Here is a 15,574-nt window from a genome sequence, read left to right as displayed (position 1 = left end):
CCGCTGGAGTTGGGCCCCGTCCCGGGCGAACGCCCCGGACGAGGAGAAGCGACGGAGGAGGAAGGACCTATGCGCTCACGACCACTGCGCGCCCTGGGCCCGGCATTAGGGCTCGCACTGGCGCTGGCCGGCTGCGGCGCGGCCCCCGCGGACGACGGGATCGCCAGCGCGGGCGGCGCCACGGCCGGACCGGCGGCATCGGCGTCGGCCCCGGTGGACCGGCAGGACGCCCAGCTCAAGTTCGCCCAGTGCATGCGCGAGCACGGCGTGGACATGCCCGACCCCGGCCCGGACGGCCGCATCCGCATCACGAGCAAGAAGGGCGACCAGGCCGCGACGGAAAAGGCCATGCAGGACTGCCGGCACTTCATGAAGGACGCGATCGGCGACAAGGCCGGCGGCGGCGATCCCGAGGCGCGTGACCGGATGGTCAAGTTCGCCCAGTGCATGCGCGAGCACGGCATCGACATGCCCGACCCGGCCCCCGGCCAGGGCATCCAGATCAAGATCAAGCCGGGTCAGCGGAAGACGCTGGAAGAGGCCCAGAAGGCCTGCGAGGAGTTCGCGCCGGGGAGGAAGCCGTGAGGAAGGGCCTGGTGATCGCGGGCGCCGGCGTCCTCGCCCTGGCCGCCGCCGGAACGGCCGTCGCCATGGCGGGCGGCGACGGCGCGGGAGCGGCCGAGCCGTCCCCGCCCCCGGTGCCCGCCACCGCGTCGATCACGCGTCAGGACCTGATCGACACCAAGACCGTGGAGGGGGCGCTGACCTACTCCGGCGAGCGGCAGGTGACCGCCGACGCCGCCGGCACCGTGACCTGGACGCCCGCCGAGGGCGCGGTCGTCCGGCGCGGCCGCCCGCTGCTCAAGATCGACCGCAGGCCGGTGGTCCTCATGTACGGATCGCTGCCCATGTATCGCCCGCTGCGGCAGGGCGTCGACGACGGCCCGGACGTCGAGCAGCTCGAACGCAACCTCAAGGTCCTCGGCTACGGCGACGACCTGACCGTGGACGACCACTTCAGCTACGCCACCTATCTGGCCGTCAAGGAGTGGCAGGAAGCCGCCGGGCTCCCCGAGACCGGGCAGGTGGACGCCTCCCAGGTGGTCTTCCTGCCGGCCGCCGCCCGGGTGACCGACGCCAGGGTCGAGGTCGGCGACAGGAGCACTCCCGGACGTCCGGTCCTGACCGTCACGGGCGTACGGCGGCTGGTGCACGTGGACCTGTCCACCGACGACCAGTCGCTGGCCAGGAAGGGCGCCAAGGTCACCGTCGAACTGCCGGGCGGCGAGCGGGTCACCGGGAAGATCACCTCGGTCGGCACGGTGGCCAAGGCCGTCTCGTCCGGGCAGGGCCAGGACCAGGGCAGCACCATCGACGTCGACATCACCTTGAGCAAGCCGCCCAAGACACGGCTCGACAAGGCCCCGGTCGAGGTCGAGCTGGTCAGCGAGCGGCGCGAGAACGTGCTGGCCGTGCCGGTGGAGGCGCTGCTGGCCCTGCGCGAGGGCGGCTTCGGCGTCGAGGTGGTCGAGGGCGCCTCCACCCGCGTGGTCCCGGTCGAGCTCGGCGCCTTCGGCGGCGGCATGGTCGAGATCACCGGCGCCGGCCTCGCCGAGGGCATGAAGGTCGGGGTGCCCGCCACATGAGCATCCCGCAGCCCGAGCAGCCCGCCGTGGTGGAGCTGCGCGAGGTGACCAAGGTGTACGGCGCCGGCGTGCGGGCCCTGCGCGGCGTGGACCTGCTGGTCGGACGCGGCGAGCTGGTCGCCGTCGCCGGCCCGTCCGGATCCGGCAAGTCGACCCTGCTGCACCTCATCGGGACCCTCGACCGGCCCACCACGGGCACCGTACGGATCGCCGGGCACGACGTGGCCGGGCTGTCCGACCGGGAGCTTTCCGCGCTGCGCGCCCGCCACCTGGGCTTCGTCTTCCAGCAGTTCCACCTCGCACCGGGGGTGAGCGCGCTGGACAACGTCGCCGACGGCCTGCTCTACACCGGCACGCCGCTGCGGGCGCGGCGCGAACGCGCCGCCGCCGCGCTGGAACGGGTGGGCCTCGGCCACCGGCTCGGCCACCGGCCCGATCAGCTGTCGGGCGGGGAGCAGCAGCGGGTCGCGGTGGCCCGCGCCGTGGCGGGCGACCCGCCGCTGCTGCTGGCCGACGAGCCGACCGGCAACCTCGACTCGGCGGCGGGCGCCGAGGTGCTGAACGTCCTGCGCGACCTGCACGCCGCAGGCACCACGATCGTGGTCATCACCCACGACCCCGAGATCGCCGCGTGGTGCCCTCGACAGGTGCGCGTACGCGACGGCCGGGTCGTCGCCGACGCCGGGGCGGGCGCCGGACGCCGGCCACCCGGGCCCAACCCCAAAGCCGGCCCGAAAGCCCCCGCCGGCCCCGAAACGGCGTGGGCGGCGAAGGGAGCACCACGATGACCCGTCAGCGGCTGACCCCCGCCCGGCTCGGGCCGTCCGACATCCTGCGGACCGGCGCGGCCGGGCTGCGCACCCGCCCCGCGCGGGTGATCCTGTCCGCGCTCGGCATCGCCATCGGCATCGCCACCATGATCGCGGTGCTGGGCATCTCGTCGTCCTCCCGCGAGCAACTGCTGCGCCAGCTCGACCGGCTCGGCACCAACCTGCTCACCGTCGCGCCGGGGCAGACGATGTTCGGCGAGCAGGCCAAGCTGCCCGAGGAGGCGCTCGGCATGGTCCGGCGCATCGGGCCGGTGCGCACCGCCTCGGCCACCGGCACGGTCGACACCACGATCCGGCGCACCGACCGCATCCCCAAGGCCGTGACCGGCGGCATCGCCGTCCAGGCCGCGACCGCCGACCTGCTCACCACACTGGAGGGCCGGGTCGTCACCGGCGCCTGGCTGAACGCCGCCACCGAGACGCGGCCCGCCGTCGTGCTGGGCGCCAAGGCCGCGGAGCGGCTCGGCATCACCAGGACGGGCGTACAGGTCTGGATGGGCGAACGGTGGTTCACCGTCGTCGGCGTCCTCGGCGCGATGCCGCTCGCCCCGGAGATCGAGCGCTCGGCGCTCGTCGGGTTCCCCGCCGCCGAGAAATACCTCGGCTTCGACGGCCACCCGACGGCCATCTACGAGCGGTCCGCCGAGGAATCGGTGGAGGCCGTACGCGCCGTGCTGCCGCGCACGGTCAACCCGGAGAACCCGGAGGAGGTCACGGTCAGCAGGCCCTCCGACGCGCTGGCGGCCCGGGCGGCGGCCGCGAGCGCGTTCACCAACCTGCTGCTCGGGCTCGGCGCGGTCGCGCTGCTGGTCGGCGGCGTCGGCGTGGCCAACACCATGGTGATCTCGGTGCTGGAGCGGCGCAAGGAGATCGGCCTGCGCCGCTCGCTGGGCGCCACCCGCGGCCAGGTGCGCCTGCAGTTCCTCGCCGAGTCGCTGCTGCTGTCGGCGCTCGGCGGGGTGGCGGGCGCGGTGCTGGGCGGCCTGGCCACCGCCGGCTACGCGCTGTCGCGCGGCTGGCCGGCGGTGGTCCCGCCCTGGGCGTTCGCGGGCGCCGTCGGCGCCACGCTCGTCATCGGCACCCTCGCCGGTCTCTACCCGGCGATGCGCGCGGCCCGTCTGTCGCCGACGGTGGCGCTGGCCACCACCTGACGGGTCACCTCCAGCCGTCCGGGTCGACGCCGCCCGGCACCGGCGCCGCCGGGTCGTACGGCTCACGCGTGAAGATGAACGTGTTGAGGTCGAGGTGGGTCACCCCGCCGGGGGAGCGGACCACCCGCAGGGTCTCCCCGGCGTAGTAGCCGTCGAGCCCCAGCCAGGTGCCGTCGGGCCGGGCGGTGAACCGGGAGGCCCGCCCCTGGCCGCTCACCGGGGTCAGCGACAGGCCCCGCTGCGGCAGGACCCGCAGCACGTACGGCGTCGGCCCCCAATACCAGTGCCCGGTCAGCGCCAGCAGGTCCTCGTCCACGGGGGAGGGCGACCACTCGGCCGGCAGCGGCGGCTCGTGCTCGGCCAGGATGTCCAGCAGGGAGGTGTCGAGGTTGCGCACGCCCGAGGTGGTGTTGGCCATCCACAGCACGGCCGTGCCGTCGGCGGGGTCGGCCCACACGGTGGCCAGGAAACCGGGCATCGACCCGGTGTGACCGGCCAGCCGGCGCGGGCCGCCGGGCCCGGTGTGCCGGGCGAGCTGGAGGCCCAGCCCGTAGCCGCGGGTCCAGGTGTCGCCGTCATCCACGACGGCCGGCTCGCGCATCTCGGCGACGGTGGCCGGGCGCAGCACCTCGCCGGTGTCGCCGCCGATGAATGCCGCCCACCGGGCCAGGTCGGCGGCCGTGGACCACATCTGCCCGGCCGGGGCCATCGCGCCGTGGTCGTTCTCCGGCTCCGGCAGCAGCGTGTCGGCCCACGGGTGCACGGCATACCCGGTGGCGTGCGGCGCGCGCGGGCGCGGGGTGGTGTCGCGCATGCCGAGCGGCTCCAGGATCTCCTCGCGTACGACCTCGTCCCACGGCGCCGACCGCTTGCGCGCGACCAGCTCGCCGAGCAGGGCGAACCCGAGGTTGGAGTAGTGGTAGCGGCGGCCGGGCCGGTGCCGGGACGACTCGGGGCCGAGCGCGGCGATCAGGTCGGCCACCGGCACGCCCGGGGTGCGCTCCCACCACTGGCCGGGAGACTCGGCGGTCAGCCCGCCGCTGTGCGACAGCAACTGGGCGACCGTGACGTCGCCCAGCGGCGTGCCGGGGACGTGCTTGTCCAGGGGATCCAGCAGGTCGAGCCTTCCCTCGTCGCGCAGCCGCATGACGACGACCGCCACGAAGGTCTTGGTGATGGACCCGATGCGGTACTGGGTGTCCCGCGTGGGCGGCTCCCCGCCGACCCGGCCGCGCGCCCCGAACCAGGCGATCTCGCCGTCCCGCACGATCGCCGCCACCACCGACGGCAGCCGCGCCTCGGCCTGCTCGGCCGCCAGCCGGCGCAGCAGTGCGCGGGCCGTCCCCTCCAGCACCATTTTTGGTCGTCCCCTTTCCGTGATCCGCACCAGGCTAGCGTTCCTGTGCCCGCGCGGCCCGGGACTCGGCCCAGGCCGCGCATCGCCCCAAAGAAGCCGGGTTCTCAGCCGTCGAGCCACCGGCCGATCTCGGCACAGACCTGCGCCTTCACCTCCGCAGGGGCGAAGCCGCACTCGACCGAGGCGCGGGCCAGGTCCGCCAGCTCGGCGTCGCTGCACCCGAAGACCTCCCGGGCGCGCTGGTATTCCGCGGCCAGCGATGTCTCCCCGTCCGTGTTCAGGGTGACCGTCAGACCGGCTTCGACCAGGCGCGGCAGCGGGTGCTCGGCCAGCGACGGGACCAGCCCGAGCAGGACGTTCGAGAAGGGGCAGACCTCCAGCGGCACGCGGCGGCTCCGCAGCTCGGCCACCAGCTCCGGGTCCTCCAGCACGCGGATGCCGTGGCCGATCCGCTCCGCGTGCCCCACCGTCAACGCCTCCCGCACGCTGGCCGGTCCTGCCGTCTCCCCGGCGTGGTGCACCAGGTGCACCCCCGCCTCGCGGGCGGCCTGCAACACCTCGGCGAACGGCGCCGCCGGGTGGGACTCGTCCCCGGCCAGGCCGATGGCCACCACCTGCGGGTGCCGTACGGCCAGCTTGAGGCTGTGCCACAGCCGTTCGGCGGGACGGCGGCGGGAGTGGTCCAGGATCACCCGCGTCCGGATGCCGTACCGCTCCGCACCGGCGGCGAGGCCCTCCAGCACGGCCTCCAGCGGCATGTCCGGATCGCCGACCCGCTCGCCGTGGGCCGCCGCGGTGAAGGTGACCTCCGCGTAGCGGACGCCCTGGGCCGCCTCGTCCTGGCAGAACTCCTCGGCGATGCGGCGGAAGTGCCCGGGCTCGCGCAGCAGCGCGCGCACCTGGGCACGCTGGTCGGCGAACTCCCGGAAGTCCCGGAACGGCCGGTCCTGCACCGGTGGGTCGCCGCCCAGCTCGCGGATCGTCGCGGGACGGACGGTGCTTTCCAGGTGAGTGTGCAGGTGAGCCTTGGGCAGCAGGCGGAGGTCTCTCACCGGCAGCACCCTAGGCAATCGGCGCCCGCGGCACCCACACATTTTCCAGCGCGGCGACGGCGACCCCGCTCGGGGCGGCGGTCGCTGTGGGCAACGTGCTGGGCAGCGGAGCCTGCTCGTTGATTCCGAGCGTGATCCGGCGACCGAGCGTCCGCCTCATCGTCACAGGAGGAACGGCAGTGCCCGCGCGACCACGACGGGGCCCGATTTCGGTTCCGTCGGTGACAGGTGGCCGAGGCCGTCGACGGTTTCGAGACTGGCGTCGGGAAGGGCGTCGCGGAGCATGGTGAACTCCGCTCGGTGCTCGGGCCTGGAGCGGCCGCCGACGAGGAGCAGCACCGGGGCGGTGACATCGGCGAACTCGGGGAGCCGGCCATACTGGGCGGCGAGCTGCTCGTGCTCGGCCAGGCATGCCGTCAGCAGGGATCGCATGCGCTCCCATCTCGGCCCGCGCAACACGACGCGCATCACGGTGCGCAGATACCAGTGCGGCAGCTTGGCCATGAAGGCCGGCGCTCCGCCAGAGCCTTGGATGAAGTGGACGAACGCGCCGTAGTGGTCGCCTGCGGCCAGCCGTTCCCGGAACGGCGCCATCCACGCGGTGGGGACGGGGGCGCAGGGCACTCCCGGCTCGTAGACCGCGATGCGGTCGAACAGCGGCAAGGAGCGTGCGGCCTCCAGGACGACGAGCCCGCCATAACTGTGCCCGAAGGCCAGGCGGGCCCCGGTCGCGGCCTGGACGGCGTGCAGGTCCTCGACTTCCTTGGCCAGCGAATACTCCGATCCCTGGGGGCCGCTGGCGCCGCGTCCGCGCCGGTCGACGACGTGCACGGTGAAGGAGCGGGCCAGCAGGCGGGCCAGCGGCAGGTAGTCGTCGGAGGTGCTCAGGTTGCCGCCGACCACGATCAGGTCCGGTCCTGCGCCCAGGGTTCGGTAAGCGATCGCCGTGCCATCGGCCGAAACTGCCGTGTCCTCGTGTAAGGGCGGAGTATCGGTGTTCCGGCTCACTTGCCCGCCTCCCGCTCGAGCCGGTCGAACGTGGTCAGCAGCCGCGCGGTGTGCTCGGCGTACTCGGCGTACGGCACGCCGCTCTCGGCGACGACGGCGGCGAGCCGATCTTCGAACTCCTGCCGGATCGAGGCCACAAGCCGCTTTCCCTCGTCGGTGAGGCTCAGTCGCCGCCGGTTGCCCCCGGCGGGGTCGGGCTGGACGTCGAGGAGACCGTCGGCGGCCAGGACGCCGGTCATGCGGCTCACCGACGGCTCGGTGACGCCGAGGTATTCGGCGAGGGTCCGCTGTGTCGAGGCCCCCAGTTCCCCCACCAGGGTCAGGGCCAGGAACCGGCTGTAGGAGATGTCGTGCTCCGCCCGGAGTATGCGGTCGGCGGCCCGGTCCAGCCGAGCGGTGAGCACATGCAGGTTGAGGCTGAGGTTCCGCTCCATGCCCGCTAACTTAACAAGCTAACTTAGCTAAGGCAAGATGCGGCTACGCGAGCGAGCGTCTGGAGACCTCTCACGGCGCGGTACCGGTCGGTGCGCCGTCCGATGCGGCCGGGGGTGAGTGGCGATCACCTGGCCACGCAGTTCACTGATCGACGGGATCGCGCCGCCTCCGGCGGGCTCCGACGCCGAGAAGCGCTGGGCCGAGAACAACGTGGCGTCCCCCTATTGGGGCGTCCCTTCTGCCGGGCGGGCGGCCGGAGCGGCGGTCCGGCCGCCCGCCCGGGGAATCACCTGGACTCGATCCGGCCCAGCGGATCGCCGGCCGCGGCCAGAGCGGCACGCGCCGCCGGCCAGGCGGAGCCGTCGACGCCGAGCGCGGTGCGGAGGTAGGCCCAGGTGAGCCGCTGGATCAGGGCGACCCGCTCGGGGTTCTCGTCCGTGGTCTCCGTGACGTTGTAGCCGGAGATCCCGCCAAGCGAGTGTTCCGCACCGAACACAGTGAGCAGGCTCTTGCCGTGTGGGCTCTGGACGTACGCGTCGGTGAACCAGTCCGGCCCCCGGACCGACAGCAGGGACTGGTCGTGATCTCCCGCGACCACGAGGGCCGGTGTGGTCATCTCCGCGAAGCCCGGGTTCATGAACGGGAAGTGCTCGGCGGCGAACGGAGTCAGGTCGGCTCCGCCCGTGCCGGGGACGGCGAGCAGCACACCCGCCGTGATCCGCGGGTCGGACAGGTCCTCTCCCGGCTCGCCGGGCCGAGGACACGCGCCCCGAGGAGCATGCTCGCCGTCTGGGCGCCCCAGGAGTGCCCGGCCACGGCGATGCGGCTCCGGTCGAGCCGCCCGGCGAGGCCGGGAGCGGCGGCTTCGACGAAATCCAGCCCGTCGAGGACGCGCGTGAGGTCCTCGACGCGGAGCCGCCAGATCAGAGACGTACGAGGGTCGTCGGGAGGGAGGTTCAGCGTCCTCGAGTCGAGATGGGTGGGCTGGATCACCGCGAAGCCGTGGGCGGTCCAGAAGTCGACCAGCGGGGCGTAGCCGTCCATCGACTCCCCGAAACCGTGCGAGAAGACGATGACCGGCAGTTCGTTTCCGGTCGCCGGCGCGGACACGCGTACGCGCAGGTCCTCGCCGCGGCCGGGGGCCGGCAGCACGACCGGCCGCACCGCGATGACCGGGGACGGGGTGCCGACGGCCAGGCCGGGAACCGCCACAGTTGTCTCACTCATGGGATGGTCTTCCTCTCAGATGCCACATCTCAACGGGGTCGCCGGCGCCACCGGCGGCGCGGGATGAGTGCGCCGACGGCGGCCGGGCGGAAAGGGAAGTGCGGGGAGGACGCATGGATTGGTCGCAGGCCCGCTGCTCTGGCATCATGAGCAAACGGGACCGTGTCCCGTTTTGACGATACGGAACCATGTCCCGTTTAGCAAGTCGATGGAGGGAGCCGCGCGATGAACGACAGCGACCGGGGCGCGGGACGGGCGGCCCGGCCCAGACGGGCGGACGCACGGCGCAACGAGAAGACCCTGCTCGACGCGGCCGCCGAGGTCTTCGTCGCATCGGGCGTGGACGCGCCCGTACGCGACATCGCGGCCAAGGCCGGCGTCGGGACGGCCACCATCTATCGCCACTTCCCGACGCGGGCGGATCTCATCATCGCCGTCTACCGGCACCAGGTGGAGGCCTGCGCCGAGGCCGGACCGGCCCTGCTGGAGTCCAGCGCGACGCCCTACGAAGCACTGCGACGCTGGATCGGCCTGTTCGTCGACTTCCTGGTCACCAAGCACGGGCTGGCCGCCGTGCTGCGCTCCGACGAGCCCGGGTTCGAGGCGCTGCACGCCTACTTCCTCGACCGGCTCGTGCCCGTGTGCACCCGGCTGCTGGACGCCGCGGCCGCCGCCGGTGAGATCCGCTCCGACGTCCCGGCCCTCCAGCTCATGCACGGCGTCGGGAACCTCTGCATCGGCGCCGAGCACGATCCCCACTACGACGCCCGACGGCTGGCCGGGCTGCTCATCGCCGGGCTGCGCCTGCCGGGCTAGGTCATGTCCGTGCCGCGACGTCCCCAGTGCGACGTGCCCGGTGCGACGTGCCCGGTGCGATGTGCTCAGTGCGACGGCCAGGCGACGTCGTCGATCGCGAGCCACGGCGCCTCGGCCACGGCCGCGGGCGTGAGCCCGGCGAACGCCTTGACCTCGCGGGTGAGGTGGGACTGGTCGACGTAGCCGCTTTCCGCGGCGACACCGGCCGCACCGTGCCCCGCCGCGAGCAGGTGGGCGGCGTGGTCGAACCGCACCAGCTGGGCGGCGCGTTTGGGAGTGATGCCGAGCTGGGACCGGAAGCGCGACCACAGGCGCTTGCGGCTCCAGCCCACCTCGTCCGCAAGGCCGTCGACCCGCACCCGCCCCCGGCGGGCGAGGGTTCGCCGCCAGACGTGCGCGACCTCCGGATCGACCTGCGGACGGGCCTCCAGCCGCCGGCCGATGATGTCCCTCGCGATCGTGAACCGTTCGTCCCACGACGTGGTGGCGCGCAGCCTGTCTTCGGCGCGGGCGGCGTCGCGTCCCCAGAGGTCTTCCAGAGCGAGCACCGCCCCGCTGAGCTCGGCCGATACCCCGAACACGGCGGCCGCCACGATCGGCTCCAGCCGGATCTGGAGGCACTCGACCCGGCGACCGGCCGCCCGGAAGTCGCCGGGAAGGAGCCCGGCGACGACGCTGCCGCGCCGGGTCCGGCCACGGGCGTCGTAGACGACGGTCTCGGTGTCGCTCAGGTCGACGAACAGGGTGACGAACGGATAGGCGACCATGCGGATGTCCCACAGCGCGGGGGAGCGCTGGCGGAACCCGGCCATGCTCACCCCCGGCAGCCGGCCCGGCATGCGCGGGACCGCGACGTCCACCCACGCCCAGTCGTATGACGTCCCCGCCGACGGCATACGACCAGCCTAATCACCCCCGGGCCGCATGATCGGCGGGCCTCGCCCGGTCCCGGAATCCGCTTGCGCGGCCTTGTTACGGTGTCCGCATGCCCTCCCCCTCTCAGCGCGCCCTGCTGCCGCGCTCGGCACCGGCGGCCTCGGGGATGTCGTCCCGCTCGATCGCCGCGCTGCTGGACCGGCTCGACGGACGATCCGTCGAGTGCCACTCCCTCATGGTCGTACGCCACGGTCACGTCGTCGCCGAAGGGTGGTGGGCGCCGTACTCGGCCGGACGCCCGCACCTTCTCTACTCGCTGACCAAGTCGTTCACCTCGGTCGCCGTGGGGCTCGCCATCAGCGACGGGCTGCTCGCGCTGGACGACCGGGTGGTCGACGTGCTGCCCGACCACGTTCCGGCCGGCGTCTGCGAGCAGGGACGCCGCATCACCGTTCACCACCTGCTGTCCATGACGGCCGGGCACCGCGACGACAGCCTCGCCGAGGCGTGGGAGCTCGAACCGGGCGACCTGGTGAAGGGCTTCCTGCGCGTGCCGTTCCCCGAGCCCGAGGGCACCCGGCACGCCTACGACAATCCGACCACCTTCGTCCTGGCCCGGATGGTGGAACGGGTCACGGGCCGCGGCCTCCCCGAGTTGCTCGACGAGCGTCTCTTCGGGCCGATGGGCGTCGACCACGCCGAATGGGACCGGGTGGCGAGCGGCGCCGCCTTCGGGTTCCACGGGCTGCACCTCACGACCGAGGCCGTGGCCGCCTTCGGCGAACTGCTGCTGCGCGGAGGACTGTGGGGCGACCGGCGGCTCGTCCCGCGCGAGTGGGTGGAGCTCGCGACCCGGCGGCACATCGCCACCCAGCAGGTCGAGGGCTGGTCGGAGAGCCTCGACACGCTGTGCGGATACGGCTACCAGTTCTGGATGTCGCAGCACGGTTATCGAGGCGACGGCGCGTTCGGCCAGCTGTGCGTGGTCGTCCCGTCGCATGATCTCGTGGTCGCCGTCACCGCCGCCGCGACGGAGGGGGCGCAGATACTCGACCCGATCTGGGAGTGCCTGATCTCCGGCGTGGACCGGGCGGACAGCGCCCGGGACGACGAGATCCTCGCCGAGCGGCTGCGGCGGCTGTCGTTCGCGCCGGTGCCGGGATCGGCCGCCCCGCAGCGCGGCGTCACGGCGAAGGTCGACGCATCCGCCGGGGATTCGCCGCTGCCCGGCGGCACCACGGTGACCGTCGATCCCGTGGACGGTGGCTGGCTCCTGCGGGTGGGGCCGGCGCTCGACGTCGAGGCCGGTCACGGCGCATGGCGGGAGAGCTCGCCGCTCGGCCGCCCTGTCGTGGCGGCCGGCGCCTGGCAGGGCGACACGTTCGTCGCCGACCTTTTCGTCATCACCACTCCTCACCGGGTGCGGCTGGTGGTCGACGCCGGCGCGGGGACGGCGGTGGCGACGTGGAACATCGTGCCCCTGACCGGCCCCGATCTGGCGGTCCACGTGCGGTCGCCGCTGATGACCCGGCCCGACGTCGCGTAGGAGGCCCGCGCTTCGTCCCCCGCGGCTGCGGTCGCGTCCGGCGGGGGCCGCCGGGTGGGAGACAATGCGACCCATGACGAATCCTCCCGGGGGCGCCGCGGGCAGGCCGCCCGGCGTCCAGCTCGACGCCGTGCTGGAGCGGATCACCTATGCCAACGAGGAGACCGGTTACACGATCGCCAGGGTCGCCACCGAACGGTCCGGCACCGAGCTGCTGACCGTCGTCGGCCCGCTGCTCGGGGCGCAGGTGGGCGAGTCGCTGCGGCTCACCGGCCGCTGGGGCTCCCACCCCAAGTACGGCAGGCAGTTCGAGGTGTGGTCCTACACCACCGTCCTGCCGGCGACGATCCAGGGCATCCAGCGCTACCTGGGCTCCGGGCTGATCAAGGGCATCGGCCCGAAGATGGCCGAGCGGATCGTGGACCACTTCGGCACCGACACGCTGCGGGTCATCGAGGAGGAGCCCAAGCGCCTGGTCGAGGTGCCCGGCCTCGGGCCCAAGCGGACCAAGATGATCGCCGCGGCCTGGGAGGAGCAGAAGATCATCAAGGAGGTGATGATCTTCCTGCAGGGCGTCGGGGTGTCCACCTCCATCGCCGTGCGCATCTTCAAGCAGTACGGCGAGGACTCCATCGACGTGGTCCGCAAGGAGCCCTACCGGCTCGCCGACGACGTGTGGGGCATCGGCTTCAAGACCGCCGACACCATCGCCCAGGCCGTCGGCATCCCGCACGACAGCCCCGAGCGGGTCAAGGCCGGGTTGCGCTACACGCTGTCGCAGGCCGCCGACGACGGCCACTGCTATCTGCCCGCCCCCAACCTGGTCGCCGACGCCGTCAAGATCCTTGAGGTGCCGCCCGACCTGACCACCGCCTGCCTGGAGGAGCTCGTCGCCGAGGAGGGCGTGGTCCGCGAGGAGATCCCCGCCAGGGGAAACGGCGAGCAAGACGACGAGAGCACCGTCCCCGCGATCTACCTCGTCCCCTTCCACCGCGCCGAGCTGTCGCTGGCCGGCACCCTGCGCACCCTGCTGACCGCCGGCCACGACCGGCTCAAGGCGTTCGCCGACGTGGACTGGCCGGCCGCCTTCGACTGGCTGCGCGGCCGCACCGGCGCCGACCTCGCGCCCGAGCAGGCCGAGGCCGTACGGCTCGCGCTGACGGAGAAGGTGGCCGTGCTGACCGGCGGCCCCGGCTGCGGCAAGAGCTTCACCGTGCGCTCGGTGGTGACGCTGGCCCGCGCGAAGCGGGCCAAGGTCATCCTCGCCGCCCCGACCGGCCGGGCGGCCAAGCGGCTGGCCGAGCTGACCGGCCACGAGGCCACCACCGTGCACCGGCTGCTCCAGCTCCGCCCCGGCGGCGACCCCACCTTCGACCGCGACAACCCGCTCGACGCCGACCTGGTCGTCGTGGACGAGGCGTCCATGCTCGACCTGCTGCTGGCCAACAAGCTGGCCAAGGCGGTCGCCCCGGGCGCGCACCTGCTGTTCGTCGGCGACGTCGACCAGCTTCCCTCGGTCGGTGCCGGAGAGGTGCTGCGCGACCTGCTGGCCGCCCCCGGCATCCCCCGGGTGCGCCTGACGCAGATCTTCCGCCAGGCGCAGGAGTCGGGCGTGGTCGTCAACGCGCACCGCGTCAACACCGGCCAGCACCCGCTGGTCCGCGAGTTCCCCGACTTCTTCCTGTTCTCCTGCGAGGAGCCCGAGGAGATCGCCGCGCTGACCGTGGACGTGGTCGCCCGGCGCATTCCCCGCAAGTTCGGGCTCAACCCGCGCAGGGACATCCAGGTGCTGGCGCCCATGCACCGCGGCGCGGCCGGCGCCGGCGCGCTCAACATCGCCCTGCAGGAGGCGCTGACCCCCTCCCGCGAGGGCATGCCGGAGCGCCGCTACGGCGGGCGGGTCTTCCGCGTCGGCGACAAGGTCACCCAGCTGCGCAACAACTACGACAAGGGCGCGGCCGGGGTGTTCAACGGCACGGTCGGCGTCGTCACCGCCATCACCCCCGAGGAGAGCAAGCTGACCGTGCTGACCGACGAGGACGAGAACGTCGACTACTCCTTCGACGAGCTCGACGAACTCGCCCACGCCTACGCGGTCAGCATCCACCGCTCCCAGGGCAGCGAGTATCCGGCGGTCGTCATCCCGCTGGCCACCAGCGCCTGGATGATGTTGCAGCGCAACCTTCTCTACACCGCCATCACGCGTGCCAAGAAGCTCGTGGTCATCGTCGGGTCGCGGCGGGCGCTCGGCCAGGCCGTACGCACGCGGGGGGCGGGCCGCCGCCACACGGGGCTGACCCACCGCCTCCGCGTGCCCTGATCCGCCGTGCCCTGATCTCTCACGGCCTGGCCGGCGCGCCCGCCCCTGCCTGGTCAGTACACCGAGGTGTACGTCACGAACGACGCCTCGTTGACCCTGGTGGTGGCCTTGTAGCAGGCGACGTCGCGGACGTAGACGTCGGAGCCCGCGGTCGTCCACAGGGTGAGCAGGTTGCAGAACTCAGGACCTGGCCCGTACGCCGTGACCTGCACGTTGTTGGGCAGCGCCCCGACCTTGGGGAAGGTCACCAGGCGCAGGCCGAGGCCGGCCGACTGGACCGTGTTGACCGCGCCGGGGTAGTTGAAGTTGATCTGCGGGGGAACCGGCGCGTACGGCCCGGGGTTGGCCGGGACGTTGTCGAAGGTGTAGGCGAACAGCTTCGGCGGCGCGAACGCTCCGGTGATGGCCCGCTCACGCTGGTAGGTGAGGGTCCAGCCGGTGTCGAGCGGGTTGACGGTGGCGTCGTGGCACAGCACCTGGATCTTCTGCCCGGACGGCGCCCAGCTCCAGGCGCCCACCTTGCACCGCGCCGGCTGGGTCGAGTCCACCGCCGTGACCTGGATGTCGCCCGCCGCCACGGACGAGCCCAGCCCGGGCAGCCAGACGGTCCACACGCCGGTAGAGCCGGGGAAGACGGCGTTGGCGCCGAGCGAGGAGTTGTAGTCGGAGGCGATGGAGCTGCCGTCCCAGTAGACGTAGCCGAACGCCTGCGAGGCCGAGGACAGCGCACCGCTGCTGCTGGCGAAGACGAGAGAGAACAGCGCCTTGGCCGGGCCTCCGCCGAACCGGTAGCACCGCACCACGACGATCTCGTCGGGGCCGGACTGGCCCCACTTCTCGATCTGGCACCACTCGGCCGTCTGCGAGATCGCGGTCACGTGCGCGATTCCGCCCGTGGGGATGCCGATGTTCGGGAACCGCACGTAGTACTCCCCGGGGACGCCGGGGGAGACGGTGACCGCGCCGGACGTCCAGCTGCCGGCCTGGTAGGACAGGTTCGGCACGCCGGAGCTGGTGTCGACGTAGGCGAACCCCCACACGTCGGGAACCGCCGCGTTCGCGGCCCCCGCCCCGGCGACGGCGCCGCCGCCGACCAGCGCGCACAACAGTAGTAATCGGGTGAACACGGAGTGTAACAGACGCATGCCGTCCTCCATCGCGGTGGTGCCCAGTGGGCGTACGAGATGTCGACGCCGGGTTTCCGGCGCGTGGTGCCCATTCGTGGAGCCGTGGAACGTTCTAGTGGGGCGCGGGGATCACCAGCGGCCTCCCGCCCTGTGATAACCCGGGGACCGCTCGTTGAGAAGACC

At 73.0% G+C, this 15,574-nt stretch carries 13 protein-coding genes and 1 pseudogene; 7 read left to right on the top strand and 7 right to left on the bottom strand.

From position 1 onward, the window contains the following. Positions 1–69: 69 nt before the first annotated feature. The 4 genes from HCK04_RS31550 to HCK04_RS31535 are packed head-to-tail and all read left to right on the top strand — an operon-like array spanning position 70 to position 3,627. Entirely contained in the window at positions 70–585 is a 516-nt protein-coding gene (locus HCK04_RS31550) for a hypothetical protein (protein ID WP_142651019.1), read from the top strand. After that, positions 582–1,646, top strand: coding sequence for a peptidoglycan-binding protein (locus HCK04_RS31545; protein ID WP_260617481.1), 1,065 nt, complete (start codon positions 582–584; stop codon positions 1,644–1,646). The genes HCK04_RS31550 and HCK04_RS31545 overlap by 4 nt, the downstream gene beginning before the upstream one ends. Continuing rightward, positions 1,643–2,434 carry an ABC transporter ATP-binding protein gene (locus HCK04_RS31540; RefSeq protein WP_142651018.1) on the top strand — a complete coding sequence of 264 codons (792 nt, stop codon included), beginning with the start codon at positions 1,643–1,645 and terminating at the stop codon, positions 2,432–2,434. The genes HCK04_RS31545 and HCK04_RS31540 overlap by 4 nt, the downstream gene beginning before the upstream one ends. Continuing rightward, on the top strand, positions 2,431–3,627 hold the full coding sequence (locus tag HCK04_RS31535; RefSeq protein WP_142651017.1) for an ABC transporter permease: 1,197 nt from the start codon (positions 2,431–2,433) through the stop codon (positions 3,625–3,627). Before HCK04_RS31540 ends, HCK04_RS31535 begins: the two co-directional genes overlap by 4 nt. Positions 3,628–3,631: 4 nt before the next feature. Here the strand turns inward: HCK04_RS31535 and HCK04_RS31530 are convergent, their stop codons facing one another. The 5 genes and pseudogenes from HCK04_RS31530 to HCK04_RS31510 form a co-directional block, all read right to left on the bottom strand. After that, positions 3,632–4,984: a serine hydrolase domain-containing protein gene (locus HCK04_RS31530; protein WP_142651016.1), complete on the bottom strand. Its 1,353-nt coding sequence runs from the start codon at positions 4,982–4,984 to the stop codon at positions 3,632–3,634. A gap of 104 nt (positions 4,985–5,088) precedes the next feature. After that, entirely contained in the window at positions 5,089–6,036 is a 948-nt protein-coding gene (add, locus tag HCK04_RS31525; protein ID WP_168066426.1) for an adenosine deaminase, read from the bottom strand. A gap of 162 nt (positions 6,037–6,198) precedes the next feature. Then, positions 6,199–6,939 (bottom strand): alpha/beta hydrolase, encoded by a 741-nt coding sequence (locus HCK04_RS31520; RefSeq protein WP_168066424.1) that lies wholly within the window; start codon positions 6,937–6,939, stop codon positions 6,199–6,201. Positions 6,940–7,040: 101 nt separating this feature from the next. Further along, a complete protein-coding gene (locus tag HCK04_RS31515) occupies positions 7,041–7,478 on the bottom strand; it encodes a MarR family transcriptional regulator (protein ID WP_142651014.1) in 438 nt (145 codons plus the stop codon). A gap of 287 nt (positions 7,479–7,765) precedes the next feature. Continuing rightward, positions 7,766–8,706, bottom strand: a pseudogene (locus HCK04_RS31510) (chlorophyllase). Between the two features lie 225 nt (positions 8,707–8,931). Here HCK04_RS31510 and HCK04_RS31505 point away from each other — a divergent pair. Further along, positions 8,932–9,522 (top strand): TetR/AcrR family transcriptional regulator, encoded by a 591-nt coding sequence (locus tag HCK04_RS31505; protein ID WP_142651013.1) that lies wholly within the window; start codon positions 8,932–8,934, stop codon positions 9,520–9,522. Positions 9,523–9,587: 65 nt separating this feature from the next. On the opposite strand, the gene HCK04_RS31500 is transcribed toward HCK04_RS31505, so the two are convergent. Continuing rightward, positions 9,588–10,418, bottom strand: a complete 831-nt coding sequence (locus HCK04_RS31500) for a helix-turn-helix domain-containing protein (protein ID WP_240971990.1) — start codon at positions 10,416–10,418, stop codon at positions 9,588–9,590. A gap of 89 nt (positions 10,419–10,507) precedes the next feature. Between HCK04_RS31500 and HCK04_RS31495 the strand changes: the two genes are divergently transcribed. Next, the gene (locus tag HCK04_RS31495) at positions 10,508–11,944 is read left to right on the top strand and encodes a serine hydrolase (RefSeq protein WP_205830944.1); all 1,437 of its coding nucleotides are present in this window, start codon (positions 10,508–10,510) and stop codon (positions 11,942–11,944) included. Positions 11,945–12,017: 73 nt separating this feature from the next. Further along, positions 12,018–14,264: an ATP-dependent RecD-like DNA helicase gene (locus tag HCK04_RS31490; protein WP_142651012.1), complete on the top strand. Its 2,247-nt coding sequence runs from the start codon at positions 12,018–12,020 to the stop codon at positions 14,262–14,264. 53 nt (positions 14,265–14,317) lie between these two features. Here HCK04_RS31490 and HCK04_RS31485 read toward each other — a convergent pair whose 3' ends face one another. Next, positions 14,318–15,409 (bottom strand): hypothetical protein, encoded by a 1,092-nt coding sequence (locus HCK04_RS31485; RefSeq protein WP_142651011.1) that lies wholly within the window; start codon positions 15,407–15,409, stop codon positions 14,318–14,320. Positions 15,410–15,574: the final 165 nt, after the last annotated feature.

The organism is Microbispora sp. CL1-1 (genome assembly GCF_012034195.1).
Classification (GTDB): domain Bacteria; phylum Actinomycetota; class Actinomycetes; order Streptosporangiales; family Streptosporangiaceae; genus Microbispora.
Note: the sequence above shows the minus strand (reverse complement) of the source record. Positions and strands in the feature narration are given on the sequence as shown.

Excerpts from the sequence above, each read along its gene's own strand:
- HCK04_RS31485 (WP_142651011.1), bottom strand. The coding sequence starts at position 15,409 with ATGCGTCTGTTACACTCCGTGTTCACCCGATTACTACTGTTGTGCGCG.
- HCK04_RS31500 (WP_240971990.1), bottom strand. The coding sequence starts at position 10,418 with ATGCCGTCGGCGGGGACGTCATACGACTGGGCGTGGGTGGACGTCGCG.
- HCK04_RS31535 (WP_142651017.1), top strand. The coding sequence starts at position 2,431 with ATGACCCGTCAGCGGCTGACCCCCGCCCGGCTCGGGCCGTCCGACATC.
- HCK04_RS31530 (WP_142651016.1), bottom strand. The coding sequence starts at position 4,984 with ATGGTGCTGGAGGGGACGGCCCGCGCACTGCTGCGCCGGCTGGCGGCC.
- HCK04_RS31490 (WP_142651012.1), top strand. The coding sequence starts at position 12,018 with ATGACGAATCCTCCCGGGGGCGCCGCGGGCAGGCCGCCCGGCGTCCAG.
- HCK04_RS31495 (WP_205830944.1), top strand. The coding sequence starts at position 10,508 with ATGCCCTCCCCCTCTCAGCGCGCCCTGCTGCCGCGCTCGGCACCGGCG.
- HCK04_RS31550 (WP_142651019.1), top strand. The coding sequence starts at position 70 with ATGCGCTCACGACCACTGCGCGCCCTGGGCCCGGCATTAGGGCTCGCA.
- HCK04_RS31515 (WP_142651014.1), bottom strand. The coding sequence starts at position 7,478 with ATGGAGCGGAACCTCAGCCTCAACCTGCATGTGCTCACCGCTCGGCTG.
- HCK04_RS31505 (WP_142651013.1), top strand. The coding sequence starts at position 8,932 with ATGAACGACAGCGACCGGGGCGCGGGACGGGCGGCCCGGCCCAGACGG.
- HCK04_RS31540 (WP_142651018.1), top strand. The coding sequence starts at position 1,643 with ATGAGCATCCCGCAGCCCGAGCAGCCCGCCGTGGTGGAGCTGCGCGAG.